A 24,480-nucleotide genomic window follows, 5' to 3' on the forward strand; every position below is an offset into this window, starting at 1 on the left:
AGTCAGCCAACCGAATTCCATTTTTAGGGAATCTTTAACCGTTTTGAACCTCTTTATGATTCTTAATAATTTATCACAGAACTTGATAGTTATGCTAATTTTATTACTTTTGCTTTAACCAAATCACAATTCATGCCAAAGTACTATTATTTTGTTTTACTTTTTACCGTTTTACTTAGTTTGGACGCTTCTTGTCAGAAAAAGACTCTTTTTGCAAAATCTACAACAGAAAGCATGATTATTGATGGCGAAGTCAACGAACAAGCATGGATTACAGACCCTAACATTGCCACTGATTTCATCATGTTTGAGCCTGACAACGGGAGACCTATCAATGAAGACAAGAAGACAGAAGTAAAAGTTTTATACGATGACGAAGCAATTTATATTTCGGCAATTTTATACGATAACGAACCCAACAAAATTCAGAAAGAAATAACGAATCGTGATGTATTTGGTGTATCTGACCATTTTTCAGTTTCTATAAACGGATTTAACGACGGCCAGCAAGATTTTAGATTCTTTGTAAGTGCAGCTAACGTTCAAATGGACTGTTTGGCCACGGAGGGCAACGAAGATTTTTCCTGGGACGCCATATGGAAGAGTAAAGCCACTATCACAGATTTTGGATGGGTTGTTGAAATGAAAATTCCTTATGCTGCCTTGCGCTTTTCCAATGCAAAAAAACAAACTTGGGGATTGAACTTTATGCGTGAAATAAAACGTGATGTTCAAAAATATACCTGGAATCGTGTCAACACTAAAATTGGCGCTGTAATTACTCAAGCAGGAACACTCGAAGGAATAGAAAATATTAAACCTCCAGTACGTCTTTTCTTTATCCCTTATGTCTCCGCTTATTACCAGGAAGATGACTTTACAGCCGACAGAACTTTCAAAGGGGGACTTGATATCAAATATGGTATCAATGACTCTTTTACTTTAGATGCCATTTTAGTACCTGATTTTGGACAAACTAAATTTGATAATGCCATATTGAATCTGGAACCTTTCGAACAAAGACTGGATGAAAATAGGCCGTTTTTTACAGAAGGAACTAATTTATTTAACATTGGAAACATATTTTATTCTAGAAGAATTGGAGGAGCACCAAGCACCTACCCAGATGTAGCAGAAAATGAAGAAGTGACTAACTACCCGAGTTCTGTAAAATTAATCAATGCCGTAAAAGTATCTGGAAGAACTGAAAAAGGATTAGGTATTGGATTTCTGAATGCTATTACTGAAAAAACATCTGCAACAATACAAAATGCAGAAACTAAAGAAAGGCGTAAAGAAGTTATTGAACCGCTAACCAACTATAACGTTTTAGTATTAGATCAACGCTTTAGACAAAACTCATCTGTATCTTTTGTCAACACCAACACAACCCGAAATGGGAGCTTTAGAGACGCTAACGTCTCCGCTTTATTATTTGACTTAAGCACTAAAGCAAATTCCTATAACTTATATGGTGATTTTAAATACAGCTCTATAAATACCATCGAAGACTATAATGGTTTTAAAACATCTCTAAATTTCGCCAAAACAAGCGGAAAATATAGGTATTCTCTCTCCGGAAGATATACATCCAGGGACTATGACAATAATGATCTGGGAATAAATTTTTATAATAATTTTAATAATCTGTATTCTAATCTAAGTTACAGAATATTAAATCCCACAAAACAATTCAATACCTTCAGATTTCAAAATGAGTTTAGTTTAGCATATGACAATACTACTGGAAAACTACAAGAAGGGTATTACAAGCCTACAATTAAAGCAACTACAAAACGCAATCATTATTTTGAGCTTGGCTTAGACATCAAGCCTTTTGAAGCATATGATTTTTATGAACCTAGAATCTTTGGTCGGTATCTAGCAGTACCTAAAAGTATAAGTGGTTATTCAGGTGTTGAATTTAATCGAAATAATGCTTTCACTTTTGATTTTACGCTAAGTTTCGCAAAATTCGACCAAGAAAAAAGGTCTAACTTCGGAATCGCAGTTGCGCCAAAGTATAGAGTAAATGACAAGTTTTCCATCTTTCTTGTTATGGATTATACTCATAAAACGAATGATCTTGGCTGGGTTGGTTTTGAAAATTCGGATATCATAATAGGCAGAAGAAATAGAGAAATATTGCAAAATGACCTCATAGGTAAATATTCAATTAACGACAAAATGACGCTTAATTTGACCGCTCGTTATTATTGGTCCTATTCTGATAACCAGGCATTTTTTACCTTACAAGACAATGGTAGTTTATCCGAGAACAACACCTACCTCTTAAATAGAAATAGAAATTTCAACTCTTGGAACCTTGATTTATCTTACTCTTGGTGGTTTGCACCGGGAAGTGAATTATCTATCTTATACCGCAACTACGCTCAAGAAGGCAGTCGCAATGTTGAAAGAAGACTGAGCACAAACCTAAAAAATGTGTTTGATAGTAATATGACTAATATCTTGTCAGTAAGCGTCCGTTATTTCATTGATTACAATGTTATTAAAAATAAGTTTTAAATCTCTGCAATTAAAGTGTAACAATATCTTTTAAAATCAGTCTACTATCTGAAGTATGATTACGTGCTATTCATACAATATACCCTACATCTAAAAAACGGATTTCCATTAGTTCCGCTTCATTTACAGTTAATTTCATGAAATACTTTTTTTTGACATTCTTTGTTTTAGTTATCACCTTTGGCTACAGCCAAAAAAAGGTGTTACAAACTAAGTTTACCTCTGACAACATAACTATCGACGGAAAACTGGATGAAAACGTATGGCAATCCACACCAGAAGCAACCGATTTTATAATGTCCCAGCCTGACAATGGTGAACCAATTCCAGATTCTAAAAAAACAATCGTAAAAGTCATCTACGATAATGATGCTGTATATATTGCGGCATTATTATATGACGATCAACCGGATAAAATTAGAAAAGAAATTTCACAACGGGACAGTTTTGGTATAGCAGACGTTTTTGGTATTTTTATCAATGGCTTTAATGATGGGCAGCAGGATTTTCAATTTTTTGTCAACGCTGCTGACGGTCAAGCAGACTGTATTACTACAGACAGCAACGGGGAAGATTACTCCTGGGATGCAATATGGAAAAGCAAAGCGATAATTACCGATTTTGGCTGGGTCGTAGAAATGAGAATTCCTTACGCTGCGTTGCGCTTTTCTGCCGAAAAAAAACAAACTTGGGGTCTTAATTTTTTCAGGGAAATAAAACGAAACCGTCAAAAATACACTTGGAACTTTATTGACTCAAAAATTGGTACTTTCACGCAACAAACCGGAATCCTTGAAGGCATAGAAAACATAAAACCCCCTACTCGCCTATTTCTTATGCCTTATTCTTCCTTTTATGTCAACGCGAATGGACAACAAAAAACTGTAGGTACCTTAAAAGGTGGATTAGACATAAAATATGGAATTAATGACGCTTTTACCCTTGATGCCATCTTGGTTCCTGATTTTGGACAAACTAAATATGACGATCAAATTCTCAATTTGGGGCCATTCGAACAACAATTTAATGAAAATAGGCCGTTTTTCACAGAAGGCACCGACCTATTCAGCAAAGGAGATTTAGTCTATTCTCGGAGAATTGGAGGTAGGCCAATTAACTACCCAACAGCTGCAGAAAACGAGACGATTATTGACAACCCATCGAGTGTCGATTTAATCAATGCATTGAAAGTATCGGGACGAACAAAAGACGGACTGGGAATAGGTATTCTAAACGCGGTAACGAAAAGAACATTCGCAACAATTGAAAACAAAGCTACGCAAGAAACCCGCAGAGAAGAAGTGGAGCCCTTGGCAAACTACAATGTACTTGTTTTAGACCAGCGCTTTCTCAAAAACTCTGCTGTTTCATTTATAAATACCAATGTCACTAGAAACGGAGGTTTTCGAGACGGAAATGTATCTGCTTTAGTATGGGACTTAAACACCATGAAGAATACTTATAGCCTTTCGGGAAACTTAAAATACAGTTACGTAAATGACATCATGGATAAAAAAGGGGTTTCCACTTCTCTAAATATCGGAGAAACTATCGGTCAATACCGATATAGTCTAGGTGCAGATTTAGTCACAAAGGACTTTGATAATAATGATCTAGGAATCAACTTTCAAACAAACTATTACAGCATATATGGAAATGCAAGTTATAGAATTTTAAATCCGACGAAACTTTTTAATTCTTTTAGGATAAACTATAATATATATACCCAATTTCAAAAAGAAACCGGTAAAATTCAAGGAAACAACATGAATGCAAGTATAAACCTTGATACTAAAAAGAATCACTATGTCGGACTCGGCATCAATATAAGCCCCGTTGAATCCTATGACTTTTATGAAGCAAGAGCGGAAAACAGGTATGTAATTCTACCCGAACGATACAATGCTTGGTTGTACATATCTACTAATTATAACAATAAATTCGCATTTGATTTCAATCCATCCTACTCTATTTTTAATGAAACAGAAAGAAGGACTTATGAATTAATGTTAGGCCCCAGATACCGTTTTAACGACAAGTTTTCGTTAAACTACCGTTTTCAATTCTCGAGAAGGAACAATAATAAAGGCTATGTTGACAGCGTAGATGAAGATTTAAATAAGTCAACTCAACAGGCTATTATTTTTGCTAACAGAAATGTGATCACTTATTCCAATAGTCTTTCTGGAAAATACTCTATTAGCAGTAAAATGAATTTTAATGTGGCTGTTCGTCAATATTGGTCCTATGCGGAGAATAAGAATTTCTTATATCTAAAACAAGACGGAAGACTAGCTGATTATGCAAATTACAACATCAATAAAGACTCTAGTTTTTACTCTTGGAATTTTGACCTTTCCTATTCTTGGTGGTTTGCTCCTGGAAGCCAAGTTTCTATTTTATATAGAAATAATGCCGCAAATTTTGATAAAAACATCAATAAAGACTTTGGGGAAAATGTAGCAAATTTATTGAACAATGAGGCGTTGAATCATACCTTTTCAATAAGTGTGCGCTATTTCATTGATTACAATAGCTTGAAAAACAAAATATAGAGTGCATTAATTTTAAAAAAAACACATTCTATAACAAAATCAACATTATTTCGGTGCGTTCTTTCTTGAATACATAATATTGGTTTCGTTCGCTTCTAAGATTTTATAAATACTTTATCTTTGTTCAAAATTAATTCCAATGAACAAAAAAGTAATTCTTATGATATTAGATGGTTGGGGAAAATCTCCTGACCCTAAAGTATCTGCAATCGACAACGCCAATATTCCATTTATAAATAGTCTTTATAAAAACTACCCAAGTGCTCAACTTCGCACAGACGGTCTAAACGTGGGTTTACCGGAAGGACAAATGGGAAATAGTGAAGTAGGACATATGAACCTCGGTGCAGGACGAATCGTTTATCAGGATTTAGCCAAAATAAATCTAGCTGTCGCCAATAAAACATTAGCCGAAGAGCAAGTCCTTAAAGATGCCTTCCAATATGCAAAAGACAATCATAAAAAAGTACATTTTTTAGGATTGGTTTCAGACGGAGGAGTTCACTCCCATACCTCCCATTTAAGAGGTCTAATTGATGCAACCCAAGATTACGGATTGAAGGAGGTTTTCGTACATGCCTTCACTGATGGGCGTGACGTTGATCCAAAATCAGGAAAAAAATACGTTCAGGATCTAGAAAATTATATCGCAAACACTTCTGTAAAAATAGCTTCAATAATAGGAAGATATTACTCCATGGATCGCGACAAGCGCTGGGAAAGAGTGAAACTAGCCTACGATTTATTGGTCAACGGCCAAGGAATACATTCAAAAAACGCAGTAACGAGTATCGAGGAAAGTTATGCAACCAATGTGACAGATGAATTCATCCATCCGATTGTAATGACTGATGCAGCTGGCAATCCATTGGCTACTATTGAAGATGATGATGTTGTTATTTTCTTTAACTTTAGAACTGACAGGGGAAGAGAATTAACCGAAGTCCTTTCTCAGCAAGATTTTCACGAAGAGAACATGCACAAATTAAATTTGTATTATGTAACTCTGACTAATTATGATGAATCTTATAACAATGTAAAAGTTGTGTACAACAAGGACAACATCACAGAAACATTAGGAGAGGTTTTAGAAAAAGAGAATAAAACTCAAATTAGAATTGCTGAAACAGAGAAATACCCGCACGTAACTTTTTTCTTTTCAGGTGGTAGAGAAATTCCATTTAGAGGAGAAAAAAGAATATTAAAAAATTCTCCAAAAGTAGCTACTTACGATTTACATCCGGAGATGAGTGCTTTTGAATTAACTGATGCTTTAGTTCCAGAACTTGAAAAAGCAGACGTCGATTTTGTATGCCTTAATTTTGCCAATGGTGACATGGTAGGTCATACTGGAATAATGGATGCAGCAATAAAAGCATGTGAAGCAGTTGACAAATGTGTCGAAAGAGTGATTACAGCGGCATTAGCTAATGATTACACCACGATCGTAATTGCAGATCACGGAAACTGTGAGACGATGATTAACGCTGACGGAAGCCCAAATACGGCGCATACTACCAACCCCGTTCCTATTATTTTAGTGGACAAAGAATTGAAACAAATTCACAATGGAGTGTTAGGCGATATCGCACCAACTATTTTAGAATTAATGGGTATCGAAAAACCCGTAGTAATGACTCAACATTCTTTACTTTAAGACATTTATACAACTAGTTGACAATAAAGGCTATTCAAATTGAATAGCCTTTATTATAAAATAAAACAAGTATTACTATTATTTTTGATAGTAATACTATTATATTTGCACTTATTAATCTCAAAAAATAGTGCTGTGAAAAATTTACTCCTTCAATGCTTGATCATAACGCTTTTATTCAATGTAAATACTAAGGCTCAAAATACTACTATACTCTCAAGCCCCGAGACGATTATTCGTCTTGATTTAAGTGGTAACACAATTGATTTAGAAAAAGTAGACTTCTCTAAATTTGTCAATTTAGAATATCTAAGTTTAAAGGATGATCATTTAAAAGAATTACCTAAAGAATTGTTCTTACTGAAAAAATTAAAAACACTAGATTTAAGTGGAAATGATTTTAAGGTGTTACCAAAAGACTTTTCTAAACTTAAAACCCTTGAAAAATTATATTTAAATGATGAGAAAAACTTAGACTTACCTCAATCCTTAGTCGTTTTAGCAAAGTTGCCAAATCTAAAATCGTTATATCTTGATAATGATCGAATCAATTATATGCCTCGTGAAATGTTACAACTTAAAAATTTAGAGTATTTAAGTTTGCGTCAAAACGCATTAAAGGAATTCCCTAAAAATATAAATTCTTTATCTCATTTAAAGCATTTATATTTGAATGAAAATAGTATTCCACTTGACAACGTAGAACTTAAAAACATCAATTTTGGTTTTGAAATCGATTTTTAAACGTAAACAATTCAAATGCATAATTTAATCACAAATATAAAAATTCAAATTTCAGACAAAATCTTTGTAAAAGATCCTGAAACATCAGCTCTTGGAAAAAAGATAATAAAAGAGAGTATCATTTTAATAGATGAAAAAGGGTTTGACAACTTTACTTTTAAAAAATTAGGCGAACGCATTGGCTCCAATGAAAGTTCGATTTATAGGTATTTTGAAAACAAGCACAAACTACTAGTATATTTATGTTCGTGGTATTGGAGTTGGATTGAATACAAAATGGTTTTTAAATTGACTAATATTGATGATCCTATGGAGCGCTTAAAGCGAGCTATTGTTATTGTCACTGAAAAAATAGTTGATGATGAGAGAACAGAACATATCAACGAAAGGATTTTAAATAGAATTGTTATTATAGAATTCACTAAAACCCTGTACACTAAAGAGGTTGACGAAGAAAATAAAGAAGGTTATTTCATAATTTACAAAAGATTAATTAATAGAATGGTCGCTATTGTAAAAGAGATTAACCCCGATTATCCTTTTGCAAAAAGTCTAATTTCAACCGTTGTAAAAGGTTCTTTGCACCAACATTTTTTAAAAGAACACCTATCAACTATTACCGATTGTAACGAACAAGTATCTCCCACAAACTTTTTTATGGATTTAATCAACACCATATTAATAAAAGAATAAATAGCTGGAACGCATTACGTCGTAAAGTTGTAGCTAGTATAACTACACAAAAGAAAAAAATTAACAAGAAGCATATATGAAACCATTAAAGCGATTTTATAATTTACTTGAATTAGATAAGAAAGATGTTTACCAATTATATTTCTACGGAATCCTCTCCGGAGTAATCAGTTTATCGCTACCTCTAGGAATACAAGCCATAACTAATTTTATTCAATCTGGAAGAGCAAGTGCTTCGTGGATTGTTTTAATTGTTTTGGTTGTTTTTGGTGTAGCGTTAGTTGGAGTTCTTTCGTTGATGCAACTGCGTATCATGGAAAACTTACAACAAAAAATATTTATTCGATCCTCCTTTGAATTTGCGGTTCGATTACCCAAAATAAAATTTGAAGAATATTACAATACCTATCCACCAGAACTAGCGAATCGCTTTTTCGATACTTTAATGATCCAAAAAGGGACGGCCAAATTGTTAATCGATTTTTCAGCAGCCATATTACAAATTATTTTTGGGATCATATTATTGTCTTTGTACCATAATTATTTTATCGTTTTTGGAATATTACTATTGTTACTACTATACTTTATTTTTAAATTCTCTTACAACGATGGATTAGAAACAAGTATGAAAGAATCCAAATACAAGTATAAAGTTGCTGGATGGTTGCAGGAAATTGCACGGAATAATTTTAGCTTTCGAAATAATTTACATCACGATTTCGCATTGAATAAAAATGACATGTTAGTTGCAGATTACCTAAATTATAGAGAGAAGCATTTCTCAGTAATTAAAACTCAATTTAGCCAACTAATCATTTTCAAAATAATAATAACAGCAAGTCTATTATCTATTGGAGGCTACTTAGTGTTGTCTCAACAAATGAATATTGGCCAATTTGTTGCTGCAGAAATCATTATTTTATTAGTAATCAACTCAGTCGAAAAAATCGTAATAGGGCTTGAAACGCTTTACGATGTTTTAACATCAGTTGAAAAAATAGGGTTAATAACGGATATGAAACTGGAAGAGGAATTCACATTAGATTATGACAATTGCTATACTTCTATCGCTTTAGAAGTTGAAAATGTATACTTTAACTTTCCAGATTCAAAAAATAAAATTTTAAACAACATCAACTTAAATATTGATCAGGGCGAACGAATATTTATCGACGGAGCAAACGGTTCGGGAAAAACAACCTTGATACGCATATTGTCGGGATTAATTCAGCCTAGCCATGGTGCTATATCTATCAACGATAATAGCTTTAAGAAAATCAATCTCAACCAATTTAGATCTCAAATAGAAAGTATCATACAAGGAGAAACTCCATTTGAAGGGACTGTAATTGAAAACATCACCTTTAAAAATACTACCGCATCGGAGGAAAGTTTAAAATGGGCTATTGAAGGAATGCAGTTAAAGAAATTTATAAAATCGCTACCACAAGGTTTAGACACGCCTCTTTTTCCGGAAGGAAAACAATTATCATCATCTGATACTCAAAAATTATTACTTGCTAGAAGTATTATCAGTAAGCCCAAAATTTTGTTCTATGAAGACCCTACATGCAACATGGACGACAAAGTTGCCAATGAAATCATCGATTTCATTACCGCCGAAGAACACCAATGGACTATTATTGTCTCGTCAAAAAATCAGTACTGGAAAACCAAGTGCAACAGAAATATCACCATGGAAAACGGACAAATTATCTTAGATTTAAAAAAATAACTGTATGTTAAATATATCAGACCACAATAAACATATTGACTCCCACCTTGACCGTTTCAAAACAGTTAAAGGACTCGAAACAAGGCCACACTATAAAATTTTAAATCGACTTATAACGCTTGTTGCAATATTAGCGTTCTTTACTTTATTCCTGCCTTGGACCCAAAATATATCTGGCAAAGGAGCTGTAACTACTTTAAAACCAAGTCAAAGACCACAATCTATCCAAAGTGTCATCTCAGGTCGAATTGAAAAATGGTATGTTCAAGAAGGAGATTTTGTAAAAAAAGGGGATACCATCCTTTTTATCTCTGAAATAAAAGAGGATTATATGGACCCTAACTTAGTAGAAAATACTATGAATCAATTGAATGCTAAAAGTCAAGCTCTAAATTCCTACAGTTCAAAATACGGAGCCTTAGCTAATCAAATTGTATCGATTCAAAGCGAAAAAAATCTGAAGTTAGAGCAAGCTAAAAATAAGCTAAAGCAAGCTAATTTTAAAATTACGAGTGATTCGATTGATTTGGTTGCCGTGAAAACCCAACTTAAAATAGCCAATACTCAGTTCAATCGAGTTGTACAACTGAACAATGAAGGTTTAAAAGCAATGACTGACGTAGAAGATAAACGTTTAAAACAGCAAGAAGTAGAGGCTAAAATAATCACTCAAGAAAACAAATTATTAATTACTCAAAATGAATTACTAAATGCAAAGGTAGAACTTAATCGAATTACGGCGGAATACAATGAAAAAATCGCAAAAGCAGAAAGCGACCAATTTACCGCATTGAGCAACCAATATGACACTGAAGCGCAAGTAAACAAGCTTAAGAATCAATATGCTAATTACAGCATTCGTAATGACTTATATTATATCAGAGCAGCTCAAAATGGATATATTAACCGTGCTTTACAAGCTGGAATTGGTGAAACTATTAAAGAAGGAACACCAATCGCTACTGTAATGCCTTCAGAGTACGATATTGCCGTAGAAACCTATGTCAACCCATTAGATTTGCCTTTGATTTCTAAGGGTGCTAAAATAAGAATATGGTTTGATGGTTGGCCTACTATTGTATTTTCAGGTTGGCCAGATATGTCGTATGGAACATTTGGAGGCAGAATTATTGCAGTTGAAAAATTCATCAGTGATAATGGAAAATTCAGAGTGCTGATTGCCCCTGACCCTAATGAAGATCCTTGGCCGAAACAATTAAGTATTGGATCTGGAGCACAAACAATTGCTTTACTAAACAACGTACCTGTTTGGTTTGAAATATGGCGTACACTTAACGGGTTCCCACCAGATTATTATGAAATGAATCAAAAAGGCGGAAAAACTAAAGAAAAAAAATAATGAGATATTCTATTTTATTTTTGCTGCTTTTCGGTTTGAATCTTCAAGCTCAAAATAGAGTAAGTGAAACGATATTACCTCAAAAACTGGAATTTACATTCAACGAATATTTGGGATATGTCAAAAAATTTCATCCACTGGTTAAAACAGCTAATTTAGAAATCAATAAAGCGCAGGCGAGTTTAATGGCTGCGAGAGGCGCTTTCGATCCTAAAATTGAGGTTGACTTTGATAACAAGCAATTCAAGGACACCGAATATTATTCGATTTTAAATAGCAGTTTTAAAATCCCAACTTGGTATGGCATCGAAATCAAAGCTGGTTTTGATCAAAACGAAGGATATTATCTAAACCCTGAAAACACTGTGCCTAATCCCGGATTAACATCGTTGGGAATATCAGTTCCTTTAGGACAAGGTCTATTTATCAATCAGCGAATGGCTGATCTGCGCAAGGCTAAGATGCAAATGCAATTAGGACAGGCCGAACGAAAACTGCAAGCAATTGCGGTCTTGTATGATGCATCTGTTGCTTATTTTAATTGGAAAAAAAATCATGAAGAGTTTCAAATGTATTCGCAATACAATACTAATGCGGAGACACGATACAAAGCAGTTCAGTCCCTAATTAAAGAAGGTGATAAAAGAGCTATCGATAGTGTAGAAGCAGGAATTAGTTTCAGAAGTCGTCAGCTAAGCTTAGAAAATTCCAAACTGAAATTACTAAAAGCAAAACTAGAATTATCTAATTTTTTATGGTTAGACAATTCGATTCCTATGGAACTCTCTGAAGCTCTCTTTCCAGAACTGCAAATTGAAAAGACAATTCAAGAAACCTTAAAAACAAATGACCTTTTAGCAGATAATTTCTCAATAGAAAATCATCCTAAAATTAGCGCATTGGAATCCAAAATTGATATGCTAGAGGTCGATAGAAAACTAAAAGCGAATGCACTGTTGCCAAAAATTGATCTATCCTATTCCTATTTGTCAGAACCAAAGTACATAGACAGCTACAAATTTGAAAACTACAAAGTAGGAATTAATTTTTCCTATCCTATATTTCTAAGAAAAGAAAGAGGTGGTTTGAAATTAGCGCAGTATAAAATTCAAGAAACTACAAATAGCTTAAATCTAGAGCGTTTGCAACTTTCGAATAAAATAAAAGCGCAGAAAGAAGTAATCACTTCTCTAAACAAACAGCGCCTTATGGCAAGTGGCCTCGTGAACAACTACATAACGATGTTAAAGTCAGAAGAGCGGTTGTTTACTTTTGGAGAAAGCTCCCTTTTTCTCATAAACAGCCGCGAAAGTAGTTTAATAACAGCCCAGTTGAATGCAATTGCCTTACGCAATGAGTTTTTTATATCGAACTCTGAATTATATAAAATTATGGCCAATCCTGATTAATAATTTTAAAATCGTACTTTTGCAAACTGAAAATAACATATATGATTATAGTTAAATCCCGTGAAGAAATAGAATTAATGCGCGAAAGTGCTTTAATAGTATCGAAAACATTAGGAATGATTGCTTCTGAAATTAAAGAAGGAGTTACTACATTACATTTAGATAAATTAGCTGAAGAATTCATTCGTGACCATGGTGCGGTACCAAGCTTCTTAGGCTTATACGGTTTCCCAAACTCATTATGTATGAGTCCCAATGCGCAAGTAGTGCACGGAATTCCAAATAACACCCCTCTTAAAAGTGGAGATGTCATATCAGTAGATTGTGGGGCTTACAAAAACGGATACCATGGAGATCATGCCTATTCATTTGAAATTGGTGAAGTTGATCCTGAAACTAAAAAATTATTGCAAATTACCAAAGAGTCGTTGTACGTAGGTATCCGTGAATTTAAAGCTGGAAATCGTGTAGAAGATGTTGGTAATGCCATTCAAAAATATACTGAAGCGCATGGATACGGAGTCGTACGTGAATTAGTAGGACATGGACTTGGACAAAAAATGCACGAAGACCCAGAAATGCCTAATTATGGAAAACGGGGACGTGGAAAACTTTTTATTGAAGGTATGGTAGTTGCAATTGAGCCTATGATTAACCGAGGAACTAAAAATATTAAACAGCACAAAGACGGCTGGACAATAACTACAGCTGACAGTCAACCAAGTGCTCATTTTGAACACGACGTAGCTCTTATCGACGGTAAACCGGAAATATTATCAACATTTGCTTATGTATATCAAGCCTTAGGAATTGTGAGTACTGAAGAGGATGAGTTTAGAAAAACACCTTTAGTATTGTAATGAAAAAACTATTCAAACTTATACTTAACACCATCCCCCGCCCATTACTTATTCGTTTAAGTTATGTAGCCAGACCTATTTTAGCTTTAGCTTTGAAAGGAGATAAATTTACCGATCCTATAGACGGAAAAAGTTTTAAATCGTTCTTGCCTTATGGCTACGGAACGCAAAGAAACAATGTCCTTTCACCAAGCACACTTTCTTTAGAAAGACACCGCTTGCTTTGGCTATTTCTAAATGAAGAATCTGATTTTTTTACATCCACTGCAAAAAAGAAAGTACTTCACTTTGCCCCTGAACAAGCCTTCTATAAGTTGTTTCGTAACCAGGAAAATCTGGATTACACAACTACGGATTTATTCTCCCCTTTGGCAGATGTAAAAGCAGACATCTGCGATTTGCCATTTGAAGACAATCAATATGACGTCATTTTGTGTAATCATGTTTTAGAGCACATTCCAGCTGACACTAAAGCAATGCAAGAACTATATCGTGTTTTGAAACCTGGCGGAATGGCCATTTTACAAATCCCACAAGATCTATCAAGAGCAACCACTTTTTCTGACGACACTATTACAGACCAGAAAGAGCGCGCTACCATATTTGGACAGTATGACCATGTTCGCATTTATGGCCGTGATTATTTTGATAAATTAAGAAGTATCGGTTTTAAAGTAATCGAAGAAAATTACACTAATAAGATTGCTCCGGAATTGGTAGAGAAGTATTGTTTGGCAAAAGGTGAAATCATCCCCGTTTGTTTTAAATAGGACAAATAATTGGCATAATAATGGTATTGCATAATTCGTTACATTTACACTTCAGTAATTTAACACTTATGCTTAATTCCTTTTTTCGAAACATAATACTGCTACTCATCATGACTTCAGCTACTGCACAAGTAGAAACTGAAATAGCACCCCCATTTAATATAAAGACCGTTTCGTTTATTCAGAACAATCAAAATGTGGTTCCGATATTCACCCTACGCAGTGGATTCCAGTTACAATTTGATGATCTCTATGGAAATGAAGCGGATTACTATTATGAAATCATTCATTGCGACTATAACTGGAAACCATCTGAAATTCCGAAAAATGAATATCTACAGGGTTTTGACAACCAAAGAATTCAGAATTATACCAACTCATTTAACACGTTACAGCTTTACTCTCATTATACATTATCGATTCCCAACCAGTTTACACAGCAGTTGCGTATCAGCGGGAATTATATACTGAAAGTCTTAAATAATAATAAAGAGGTTGTATTTACACGAAAATTCATTTTGTATGAAGATTTGGTAACGGTTCCCATTCAGGTAAAACGAGCTAGAACAGTGAGCAATGTCGAATACAAGCACAACCTGGATTTTTCAATAAAATCGAACACCATCATTTTTCAAAATCCTTTAAAAAATGTAAAAGTGGTAGTGTTACAAAATGGAAAGTTCAATAGCGCAATAATAAATGTCACCCCCCAATACACCATTGGTAATGATTTAATCTACAAATACGATACTGAAACCCAATACTGGGCCGGAAACGAGTTTTTGTATTTTGAAAACAAAGATGTCCGAGCAGCAAATAATAACATCTCACGTGTTGACGCCAGTACAGAAATCTATAATTCGTATTTATACACGAATAACGCACGTGCAAATTTCCCCTATTCTGTTTACGAAGATGTTAACGGTAATTTCGTAGTTCGCAATCTAAATGCTGCAGATAGCGCCATCGAAGCTGATTATGCTTGGGTTTATTTTAGCCTATCCGCTCCTACTTTTAATAACGATCACGAAATCTACATCAACGGCATGTTTAATAACTACAGTCTGACTCCCGAATTCAAGATGGATTACAATCCAAAAAAAGGGATTTATGAAAAAGCCCTTTTGATAAAACAAGGATTTACAAATTTTGAATATGTCGTTTCTGACAACAAGGGCGTTATCGACAATGAGAATGCCATTGATGGAAATTTTTATCAAACGGAAAATGATTATTCCATTCTCGTCTATTACCGCGCAAACACGGATCGTTATGACCGTGTGGTTGGCAAAGGAAATGCTAACTCCTTAAATATCATAAATTAAAAAAAATATAAAAACCACAATACAAAATCAAAATTTTGTAATTTTACTCTCTAATAGGAACTTAATTATTCTTTCACAATGGTATCTCAAATAACAAGAGGCATAAAAATTTCGGTATTGACTAGTTTCGAAGGCACGTACTTCAAGAACTATAAAATTCACTTTGCCTTTAGTTACCAAGTAACAATAGAGAACCACAGCAAGGATTCAGTCCAACTGATTTCTCGTCATTGGGAAATTTACGATTCTTTAAACAACATTGAAATTGTTGACGGTGAAGGGGTTATTGGAAAAAAACCGGTTCTAAAACCAGGCGAGCTTCATACTTACAGTTCTGGATGTTTATTATCCTCTCCATACGGTGCCATGAAAGGTTATTTCAATATGATTAACTTTACGAGTACAAAAAATTTTAAAGTTTCTATACCCACATTTGAATTATGTGCTCCCTTTGCATTGAATTAATCCCTACTCCTCTCAAGATATTTCTTATTCTTATTGTTTATTTATCCTATTTTTAAATTATCCTTTGTACTTTTGTTGTGAAGTAAATTATTCGTAATATTTCGAATAATATATTTGTTCGAATGTCTAATCTTATCTGTAAACCAACAGATTAACAAATTATAATATCATGCTAAAAGGATTTTTTCACGTACCAAAAGCGGTAAACGAACCAGTAAAAGGGTATGCACCAAATTCACCTGAAAAAGCAGCCGTTCAAGCAGCTTACACTAAAATGTGGAATTCTAAAATTGACGTACCGTTATATATCGGAAGCGAAGAAATTAGAACTGGAAACACAAAAAACATGTCGGCACCACACGACCATAAACATATTGTTGGAACCTACCATCTTGCTGAAAAATCTCATATTGAGAAAGCCATTGTAAATGCATTAGAATCAAGAACAGCTTGGGCTAACATGGCGTGGGAACAACGTGCAGCTATTTTTCTTAAAGCAGCTGAATTGATCGCAGGACCATATAGAGCCAGAATTAATGCCGCAACAATGATTGGGCAGTCTAAAAATGTTCATCAGGCAGAAATTGATGCTTCATGTGAGCTTATTGACTTTTTACGTTTCAACGTAGAATTCATGACTCAAATATACGGAGACCAACCAACATCTACTTCAGATATGTGGAACCGTTTAGAGTACAGACCTCTTGAAGGATTTGTATATGCGATCACTCCATTTAACTTTACAGCAATTGCTGCTAATCTTCCTGCAAGTGCAGCAATGATGGGTAACGTTGTCGTTTGGAAACCAAGTGATAGCCAAGTATTCTCGGCACAAATCATTATTGAAGTATTCAAAGAAGCGGGAGTTCCTGATGGAGTTATCAATGTTGTTTTTGGAGATGCACAAATGATTACAGATACAGTTCTTGCAAGTCGTGATTTTGCAGGATTGCATTTCACCGGTTCAACTCACGTATTTAAAGATATCTGGGCTAAAATTGGAACTAATATTCACCACTATAAAACGTACCCAAGAATCGTAGGGGAAACTGGAGGAAAAGATTTTATTATCGCTCACTCAAGTGCTAATCCAAAACAAGTTTCTACGGGAATTGTGCGTGGAGCTTTCGAATTTCAAGGTCAAAAATGTTCAGCAGCTTCTAGAGCTTATGTTCCACAAAGCATGTGGCCAGCAGTGAAAGAACAAATTATCACTGATGTAAAATCAATGAAAATGGGTTCGCCAGAAGATTTCAGTAATTTCGTTACTGCAGTTATACACGAAGGTTCATTTGACAAATTGGCTAGTTTTATTGACCAAGCTAAAAAAGATACTGACGCTGAGATTATTGTTGGTGGAAACTACGACAAATCAGTGGGATACTTTATTGAGCCAACAGTTATCGTAACAACAAACCCTCATTACTCTACAATGGCAACTGAACTGTTCGGACCAGTAATGACGATTTTCGTTTACGAAGATGCTAAATGGGAAGAAACATTAGAATTAGTAGATACTACATCAGAATATGCATTAACAGGAGCTGTTTTCAGTCAAGATCGTTATGCAATTGAAGTAGCAACAGTAAAATTACAAAACGCAGCTGGTAACTTCTATATCAACGATAAACCAACAGGTGCTGTTGTAGGACAACAACCATTTGGTGGAGCAAGAGCTTCAGGAACGAATGACAAAGCGGGCTCTCCATTGAACTTGTTGCGTTGGGCTTCTCCTAGAACAATCAAAGAAACTTTTGTTACTCCAACAGATTACAGATACCCGTTTTTGGGAGAATAAATCAATGCGAACTTCTGAAGGACGAAAGTCTTAAAGAACTTTAGAAATATAAAAAAGCCGAATCTAAATTTTAGATTCGGCTTTTTTAATTAAATTCTATATTTAGTCTTACAGTCCGTTTTTAAAACTTTAACACATTCGACTAATTTACTACACCGTATACTTCAACGGTACATGTACCACTTTCTTCGTCTCAAAAAATTCATCTTCGAAGAAATCGGATAAATCGTATTGTGTCGCTTTTGGGAAGTCTTTCAACTCTTCCGTTAAATCACCCCCTTTTAGATAGAGAATACCATTTCTCACTTCGTGCTTGCTTTTCTTTTTGATTTTATCTTTTATCCAAGACACAAAATCCGGCATATTAGTTACGGCACGACTCACGATAAAATCAAAATCACCTTTAACTAATTCTGCTCTTAATTGCTCTGCCTTAACATTTTCAAGTCCTAATGCATCAACAACAGCCTGAACTACTTTGATTTTCTTCGCAATGATATCTATCAGATGAAAACGTGTTTCCGGGAAAAGAATCGCTAATGGAATTCCTGGAAATCCGCCACCAGTGCCCACGTCAAGAACATAAGTACCCGGTACAAAATCTATAACTTTAGCAATCCCCAAGGAATGCAAAATATGCTTTGTATATAAAGCATCAATATCTTTTCTCGAAATGACATTTATTTTTTCGTTCCAATCGTGGTATAAAAAGTCCAACTTTTCGAATTGCTCCTTTTGGATATCAGTTAAATTAGGGAAATGTTTCAAAATCTCGTCCATCGTTCAATTTTTTTAACAAAAGTACAGTTTTTAACTCTGAAAAAATTAACTCAATTTGGCATAGTTAAAATTTATAATAATTATCTTTACAACTTATTACATTATTCTATGATCAAAACAACTCCTACATTTGCAAAGCAAGATAAATTAAAGTTCTTTAGAACACTTAACTCACGGGTAAACAATTACTTCAAGGAAAATAACATCAAAAAAACGGGGAACTGGAAACTCCATTTGAAAACTATTATTCTGATAACCATTTTTCTTGCGCCTTACTTTTTAATTCTAACTCTTGATATGCCTTTCTGGGCACACCTACTATTAACAATCGTTATGGGTATCGGTATGGCTGGAGTAGGGATGAATGTAATGCATGATGGAAATCATGGTTCGTATTCTAACAAAAACTGGGTTAATAAATTCATGGGCGGTACCATTTACATTCTTGCGGGAAATGTACACAACTGGCAGGTACAACATAATGTATTGCACCACACGTACACCAATATCCCTGGCCATGATGAAGATCTGGATGCTGGACGTATCATTCGATTTACCAAAGATGCAAAATGGCATTCTTTCCATCGTTTTCAACAATATTACTCTGTATTTTTATATGGTTTATTAACTTTCAATTGGGCAATAACTACTGATTTTAAGCAAATGAAAACCTACCTAAAAAGAAAATTATCCTACGGTGAAGCGAAGAGCCCAAAAACACTTTGGACGACTTTGATAATCACTAAAGTCATTTACGTTTCCATTTGGATCGTATTACCAATAGTTATCGGTATCGCTTGGTGGAAAGTATTGATTGGTTTCTTTATCATGCACTACACTGCAGGATTGATTCTGAGCATTGTATTCCAATTAGCTCACGTTGTGGAAGAAACAGAAAACCCTTCTCCAAACGAATTAGGAGAAATGGGCAACACCTGGGCAATTCACCAACTATTTACCACAACTAATTTTGCTCCAAAAAACAAAATAGTAAACTGGTACACCGGTGGTCTGAATCACCAAATTGAACATCATATTTTTCCAAATATCAGCCACATTCATTATGGTAATATTGCGAAAATCGTTAAGGAAACTGCAGCAGAATGTAATTTACCTTATTACGAATACAAAACAATGCGAAGTGCAGTTATTGCTCACTTTAAACATTTGAAAGAGTTAGGAATGAAACCGGCAATGTAGAACCTTATATTGAAGAGATGTCTTGAATCTCTTCAAAACAAATAACTAAATAATTAACCACCCTCATTTTCTATTAACAAATTAGGGCAATCAACACTTTTTTAATGAATCATTTACTTTCAGACAGAATTAACAACCTAGCTACTTCACAAACATTAGCTATGGCTGCTTTGGCCAGAGAATTAAAGGCACAAGGAAAAGACATTATCAGTTTAAGTTTAGGAGAACCTGACTTCAATACTCCAGACTTTATTAAAGAAGCTGCTAAAAAAGCGATTGACGAAAATTACAGCACCTATTCTCCAGTAGATGGATACGCTGAATTGAAAGAAGCAATCTGCAGAAAATTCAAAAGAGACAATGATTTAGATTATAAACCATCACAAATTGTAGTTTCTACAGGAGCAAAACAATCTTTATACAACATTGCACAAGTAATGTTAAACGATGGTGACGAAGTAATTTTACCAGCTCCTTACTGGGTTTCTTATTTCGAAATCGTAAAATTATCAGGTGGAGTCCCAGTTGAAGTTCCTACTTCAATTGAAAGTGATTTTAAAATTACTCCAGCTCAATTAGAAGCAGCCATCACACCAAATACAAAGATGATGTGGTTCAGTTCTCCTTGTAATCCAAGTGGTTCTGTTTACAACAGAGAAGAATTAACGGCATTAGCTAAAGTATTAGAGAAATACCCTAACATCATTGTGGTCGCAGATGAAATCTACGAGCACATCAATTTCTCAGGGACTTTTTGCAGTATTGCATCTATCCCAGGAATGTTAGAAAAAACAGTTACCGTAAACGGAGTTGCAAAAGCATTTGCAATGACAGGATGGAGAATTGGTTATATTGGAGGCCCCGAATTTATCGCTAAAGCCTGTACAAAAATACAAGGACAAGTAACGAGTGGTGCAAACAGTATTGCACAACGTGCTACTATTACAGCTTTAGATGCTGATCCAAGTGTTTTAAAACACATGGTTGACGCTTTTCATAGCCGTAGAGATTTAGTTGTTGGTTTATTGAAAGAGATACCGGGTATAAAAATCAACGTGCCAGATGGTGCTTTTTATGTATTCCCAGACGTATCTTCGTTCTTCGGAAAAACATTAAGAGGAACTTTAATCAAAGACGCTAATGACTTTTCTATGTATCTTTTAGGCGAAGCTAATGTGGCAACCGTAACAGGTGACGCATTTGGGAACCCAGATTGTATCCGTTTCTCTTACGCAACAAGCGAAGACATCTTGAAAGAAGCTTTAAAAAGAATAAAAGAAGCGGTTTCGTAATTAACAAACCCTTCCCATTTTTTAAAATAGTTTAAGGTTCAGAGTTTCATAACTTTGAATTTTAAACTATTTTTGTTTACAGAATATTTTGGGCGTAACCTCGTTGAAAAAAGAAAGCTTTTTTTCAACGAGATCGAGCTATTGGCTTTATCTCTCCGTTTCACTAGGAGGATACCACCTCTATCCCTTACGCAACTTAAAAAACCCATACGCAGATAATGTACGGACAGGTCGCGACCTGTTCGCACAAAAACAATAAAACATGAAAATACTATTACTAGGCTCAGGCGAATTAGGAAAAGAATTTACAATTGCCGCACAACGCATCGGCCAAACCATAATTGCGGTAGACAGTTATGAAAATGCTCCAGCTATGCAAGTAGCGCATGGTTTTGAAGTCATCAACATGCTTGACGGAGACGCTTTGGACCGCATCGTAGCAAAACATAAGCCTGATTTTATTGTCCCTGAGATAGAAGCTATTCGGACTGAACGCTTTTACGATTACGAAAAACAAGGAATCACTGTAGTTCCCTCTGCAAAAGCCGCTAATTTCACGATGAACCGAAAAGCCATTCGTGATTTAGCTTCCAAAGAATTAGGCTTAAAAACTGCTGCTTATCGATACGCCACTAATGTCGCCGAGTTACGAAAAGGAGTCGAAACCGTGGGAATGCCTTGCGTAGTAAAACCATTAATGAGTTCGTCCGGAAAAGGACAATCAACCATAAAAACAGATTCTGATATCGAGAAAGCATGGAACTATGCTGTAGAAGGATCAAGAGGTGATGTAGTAGAAGTGATTGTGGAAGCTTTTGTCAAATTCAATTCGGAGATTACGTTGTTGACCGTTGTTCAAAATAACAACCCTACTTTATTTTGCGCACCTATTGGTCACAGACAAGAGCGTGGTGATTATCAAGAAAGCTGGCAACCCGCCAGAATTTCAGACAAAGACTTATACGAAGCTCAAGACATGGCCGAAAAAGTTACAGAAGCCCTAGGTGGTGCCGGACTTTTTGGAGTCGAATTTTTTCTTGCTGATGATGGCGTTTATTTCTCAGAACTCTCCCCTCGCCCACACGATACCGGAATGGTAACTTTGGCCCGAACACAAAACTTCAACGAGTTTGAACTGCATTTGCGCGCCATCTTAAGTTTGCCTATATTTGAAATAACATTAGAAAAAGCAGGAGCCAGTGCCGTAATTGCGGCTTCTGAAAACTCAACAAATCCAAGCTATGCGGGAATAGAAAAAATCGCCTCTCTCCCTAAAACTGATTTCAGACTCTTTGGAAAACCTTCTTCAAGACCGTACCGCAGAATGGGAGTTGCATTAGTCAATGATACATTAGAAACGCCAATAGAAGAGATTGTGGAAAAAGCTAAAGCCGCTGCTGCCTTAATTAAAGTAAGTTAGTAATCATGAAAAAAATATTTTTAGCAACATTTTTGTTTGTCACAGCCATAGTAATTGCTCAAGACAAAAAAGAACAATCAAAATCTCAAATTGTCGAAGCTGCCTGTGGACAATGCCAGTTTGGAATGGAAGGGTACGGTTGCGAATTAGCAGTACGTATTGACGGGAAACCTTATTTTATAGATGGCACTTCTATCGATTCACATGGTGATGCTCATGCCACTGATGGTTTTTGCGCCGCTATCAGAAAAGCAACCGTGGTTGGTGAAATAAAAGACAATCGTTTTGTGGTTTCAAAATTTAAATTGCTTCCCGAAGAAAAGAAAACACAATAGAAATAGTGTCATTAATTCTTCAAAATATCACCAAACACATTGCGCTTACTCGAGAAGAAGAACTATTGTTTCTATCTAAAACCGAAACGCATACTTTCAAAGCCAAAACTATTTTGTTGAATTCCGGAGAAATTTGTAAACATTCCTATTTTGTGAACTCCGGCATATTAAGGAGTTTCAATATCAATGATAACATCGTCGAACATATCTTAACTTTCGCTTGCGAAGGCTGGTGGATTGGCGACATGTATAGCTTAATTTCACAAAAACCGGGCAACCTTTTCATCGAAGTTTTAGAAGATGCTGAAATCGCTATGCTTTCTAAAGAAAACCAGGAAATTTTGTATGCTGAGATTCCTAAACTCGAGCGCTTTTTCAGAATCCTGACCGAAAACTCCTTGGTTGCCAACCAAGAACGCCTAATGGATAATCTAAGTTTATCGGCCGAAGAACGCTTTGAGAAATTTTGCATAAGATACCCAACACTACTTCAAAAAGTACCTCAAAAACAGATTGCCTCCTACATTGGCGTTACACCGGAATTCTTCAGCAAGATGAAGTCGAAGTTGCTCCGGCAATAGTGATCAGTAACCAGTTTACTTTAGTGATCAGTATTGTTTTAACGATGAAAAATACTGAAATCAATTATGAATTTAAAAATAAGTGCCAAATGACCCTGCAAACTAAAAAACGGCACACTGAACACTGAATCCTTTCTTAATCTACATTAAGTGCCTTCTTAATACAATAGTTGTAAATTTGTATTATCATAATCTAATCACTTAATTTATTTCATCATGAAAAATACAGTTTTACATAAAGCAGATACAAGAGGACATGCAGATCACGGATGGTTGAATGCGTATCATAGTTTTAGTTTTGCAAGCTGGTATAATCCAGAAAGAGTACAATTTGGTGCGTTGCGCGTTTTGAACGACGATACGGTTGCTGCAGGAATGGGTTTTGGTACTCATCCACACGACAATATGGAAATTATCACCATTCCGCTTGAAGGAGATCTGGCTCACAAAGACAGCATGGGAAATACGGAAATCATACGAAATGGCGATGTACAAGTCATGAGCGCCGGAACCGGAGTAAAGCACAGCGAATTCAATCCAAACGATGAGCAAAGAACTAAATTGTTGCAGATTTGGGTTTTTCCAAACCAACAAAATGTAGAGCCGAGATACCAACAAATTTCTTTGAATCCAGAAGAAAGGAAAAATAAACTACAACAAATTCTTTCACCAAATGCAGAAGATGAGGGGGTTTGGATTCACCAAGATGCTTGGTTTCATTTAGGTAAATTTGACAAAGGAATAGCCGCAACTTACAGCTTAAAAAAAGAAGGTAATGGAGTTTATGCCTTTATCCTTTCGGGGAATGTAATTATTAACGGACAAGAGTTGGAAACCAGAGATGGCTTCGGAATTTGGGATGTCAATTCCCTGGATATCAAAGCAACTTCAGAAGCGGAGTTCTTATTGATGGAAATTCCGATGCAACACTAATCAAAAAATAGAACTAGACTACGATGCTCAAAAAAGTTA

Annotated in this window: 20 protein-coding genes; 19 read left to right on the forward strand and 1 reads right to left on the reverse strand. The window is 35.1% G+C overall.

Annotated features, from left to right (window positions below; all coding sequences use genetic code 11):
• Window positions 1–132: 132 nt before the first annotated feature.
• From CXF59_RS10105 to pruA, 13 genes are all read left to right on the forward strand, one after another.
• Window positions 133–2,529, forward strand: a complete 2,397-nt coding sequence (locus CXF59_RS10105; RefSeq protein WP_101137669.1) for a DUF5916 domain-containing protein — start codon at window positions 133–135, stop codon at window positions 2,527–2,529.
• Window positions 2,530–2,666: 137 nt separating this feature from the next.
• The gene (locus CXF59_RS10110) at window positions 2,667–5,084 is read left to right on the forward strand and encodes a DUF5916 domain-containing protein (RefSeq protein ID WP_101137670.1); all 2,418 of its coding nucleotides are present in this window, start codon (window positions 2,667–2,669) and stop codon (window positions 5,082–5,084) included.
• Window positions 5,085–5,223: 139 nt separating this feature from the next.
• Window positions 5,224–6,741: a 2,3-bisphosphoglycerate-independent phosphoglycerate mutase gene (gene gpmI / locus CXF59_RS10115; protein ID WP_101137671.1), complete on the forward strand. Its 1,518-nt coding sequence runs from the start codon at window positions 5,224–5,226 to the stop codon at window positions 6,739–6,741.
• Between the two features lie 135 nt (window positions 6,742–6,876).
• The gene (locus tag CXF59_RS10120) at window positions 6,877–7,485 is read left to right on the forward strand and encodes a leucine-rich repeat domain-containing protein (protein ID WP_101137672.1); all 609 of its coding nucleotides are present in this window, start codon (window positions 6,877–6,879) and stop codon (window positions 7,483–7,485) included.
• Between the two features lie 15 nt (window positions 7,486–7,500).
• Entirely contained in the window at window positions 7,501–8,178 is a 678-nt protein-coding gene (locus CXF59_RS10125) for a TetR/AcrR family transcriptional regulator (RefSeq protein WP_101137673.1), read from the forward strand.
• A gap of 76 nt (window positions 8,179–8,254) precedes the next feature.
• Entirely contained in the window at window positions 8,255–9,913 is a 1,659-nt protein-coding gene (locus CXF59_RS10130) for a peptidase domain-containing ABC transporter (RefSeq protein WP_101137674.1), read from the forward strand.
• Between the two features lie 4 nt (window positions 9,914–9,917).
• The gene (locus CXF59_RS10135) at window positions 9,918–11,273 is read left to right on the forward strand and encodes an HlyD family secretion protein (protein ID WP_101137675.1); all 1,356 of its coding nucleotides are present in this window, start codon (window positions 9,918–9,920) and stop codon (window positions 11,271–11,273) included.
• Window positions 11,273–12,682 carry a TolC family protein gene (locus tag CXF59_RS10140; RefSeq protein ID WP_101137676.1) on the forward strand — a complete coding sequence of 470 codons (1,410 nt, stop codon included), beginning with the start codon at window positions 11,273–11,275 and terminating at the stop codon, window positions 12,680–12,682. The genes CXF59_RS10135 and CXF59_RS10140 overlap by 1 nt, the downstream gene beginning before the upstream one ends.
• Window positions 12,683–12,723: 41 nt before the next feature.
• Window positions 12,724–13,542 (forward strand): type I methionyl aminopeptidase, encoded by an 819-nt coding sequence (gene map / locus CXF59_RS10145; RefSeq protein ID WP_101137677.1) that lies wholly within the window; start codon window positions 12,724–12,726, stop codon window positions 13,540–13,542.
• A complete protein-coding gene (locus CXF59_RS10150) occupies window positions 13,542–14,312 on the forward strand; it encodes a class I SAM-dependent methyltransferase (protein WP_101137678.1) in 771 nt (256 codons plus the stop codon). The genes map and CXF59_RS10150 overlap by 1 nt, the downstream gene beginning before the upstream one ends.
• A gap of 68 nt (window positions 14,313–14,380) precedes the next feature.
• Window positions 14,381–15,637, forward strand: coding sequence for a DUF5103 domain-containing protein (locus tag CXF59_RS10155; protein WP_369828553.1), 1,257 nt, complete (start codon window positions 14,381–14,383; stop codon window positions 15,635–15,637).
• A gap of 78 nt (window positions 15,638–15,715) precedes the next feature.
• Window positions 15,716–16,102 (forward strand): Co2+/Mg2+ efflux protein ApaG, encoded by a 387-nt coding sequence (apaG, locus tag CXF59_RS10160; protein WP_101137680.1) that lies wholly within the window; start codon window positions 15,716–15,718, stop codon window positions 16,100–16,102.
• Between the two features lie 169 nt (window positions 16,103–16,271).
• Complete coding sequence (gene pruA / locus CXF59_RS10165; protein WP_101137681.1) at window positions 16,272–17,900, forward strand: L-glutamate gamma-semialdehyde dehydrogenase; 1,629 nt, start codon at window positions 16,272–16,274, stop codon at window positions 17,898–17,900.
• 150 nt (window positions 17,901–18,050) lie between these two features.
• Here the strand turns inward: pruA and rsmG are convergent, their stop codons facing one another.
• Window positions 18,051–18,680: a 16S rRNA (guanine(527)-N(7))-methyltransferase RsmG gene (gene rsmG / locus CXF59_RS10170; protein WP_101137682.1), complete on the reverse strand. Its 630-nt coding sequence runs from the start codon at window positions 18,678–18,680 to the stop codon at window positions 18,051–18,053.
• A gap of 108 nt (window positions 18,681–18,788) precedes the next feature.
• Here rsmG and CXF59_RS10175 point away from each other — a divergent pair, with 108 nt between their 5' ends.
• From CXF59_RS10175 to CXF59_RS10200, 6 genes are all read left to right on the forward strand, one after another.
• Window positions 18,789–19,880, forward strand: a complete 1,092-nt coding sequence (locus tag CXF59_RS10175; RefSeq protein WP_101137683.1) for an acyl-CoA desaturase — start codon at window positions 18,789–18,791, stop codon at window positions 19,878–19,880.
• A gap of 104 nt (window positions 19,881–19,984) precedes the next feature.
• A complete protein-coding gene (locus CXF59_RS10180) occupies window positions 19,985–21,172 on the forward strand; it encodes a pyridoxal phosphate-dependent aminotransferase (RefSeq protein WP_101137684.1) in 1,188 nt (395 codons plus the stop codon).
• 262 nt (window positions 21,173–21,434) lie between these two features.
• Complete coding sequence (purT, locus tag CXF59_RS10185) at window positions 21,435–22,592, forward strand: formate-dependent phosphoribosylglycinamide formyltransferase (protein ID WP_101137685.1); 1,158 nt, start codon at window positions 21,435–21,437, stop codon at window positions 22,590–22,592.
• 5 nt (window positions 22,593–22,597) lie between these two features.
• Window positions 22,598–22,927 (forward strand): DUF6370 family protein, encoded by a 330-nt coding sequence (locus CXF59_RS10190; RefSeq protein WP_101137686.1) that lies wholly within the window; start codon window positions 22,598–22,600, stop codon window positions 22,925–22,927.
• Between the two features lie 5 nt (window positions 22,928–22,932).
• Window positions 22,933–23,508 (forward strand): Crp/Fnr family transcriptional regulator, encoded by a 576-nt coding sequence (locus tag CXF59_RS10195; RefSeq protein WP_101137687.1) that lies wholly within the window; start codon window positions 22,933–22,935, stop codon window positions 23,506–23,508.
• A 216-nt stretch (window positions 23,509–23,724) separates the two neighbouring features.
• Window positions 23,725–24,441, forward strand: coding sequence for a pirin family protein (locus tag CXF59_RS10200; protein ID WP_101137688.1), 717 nt, complete (start codon window positions 23,725–23,727; stop codon window positions 24,439–24,441).
• Window positions 24,442–24,480: the final 39 nt, after the last annotated feature.

This window comes from Flavobacterium sp. ALD4 (assembly GCF_002836475.1).
In the GTDB taxonomy this organism is placed as follows: Bacteria; Bacteroidota; Bacteroidia; order Flavobacteriales; family Flavobacteriaceae; genus Flavobacterium.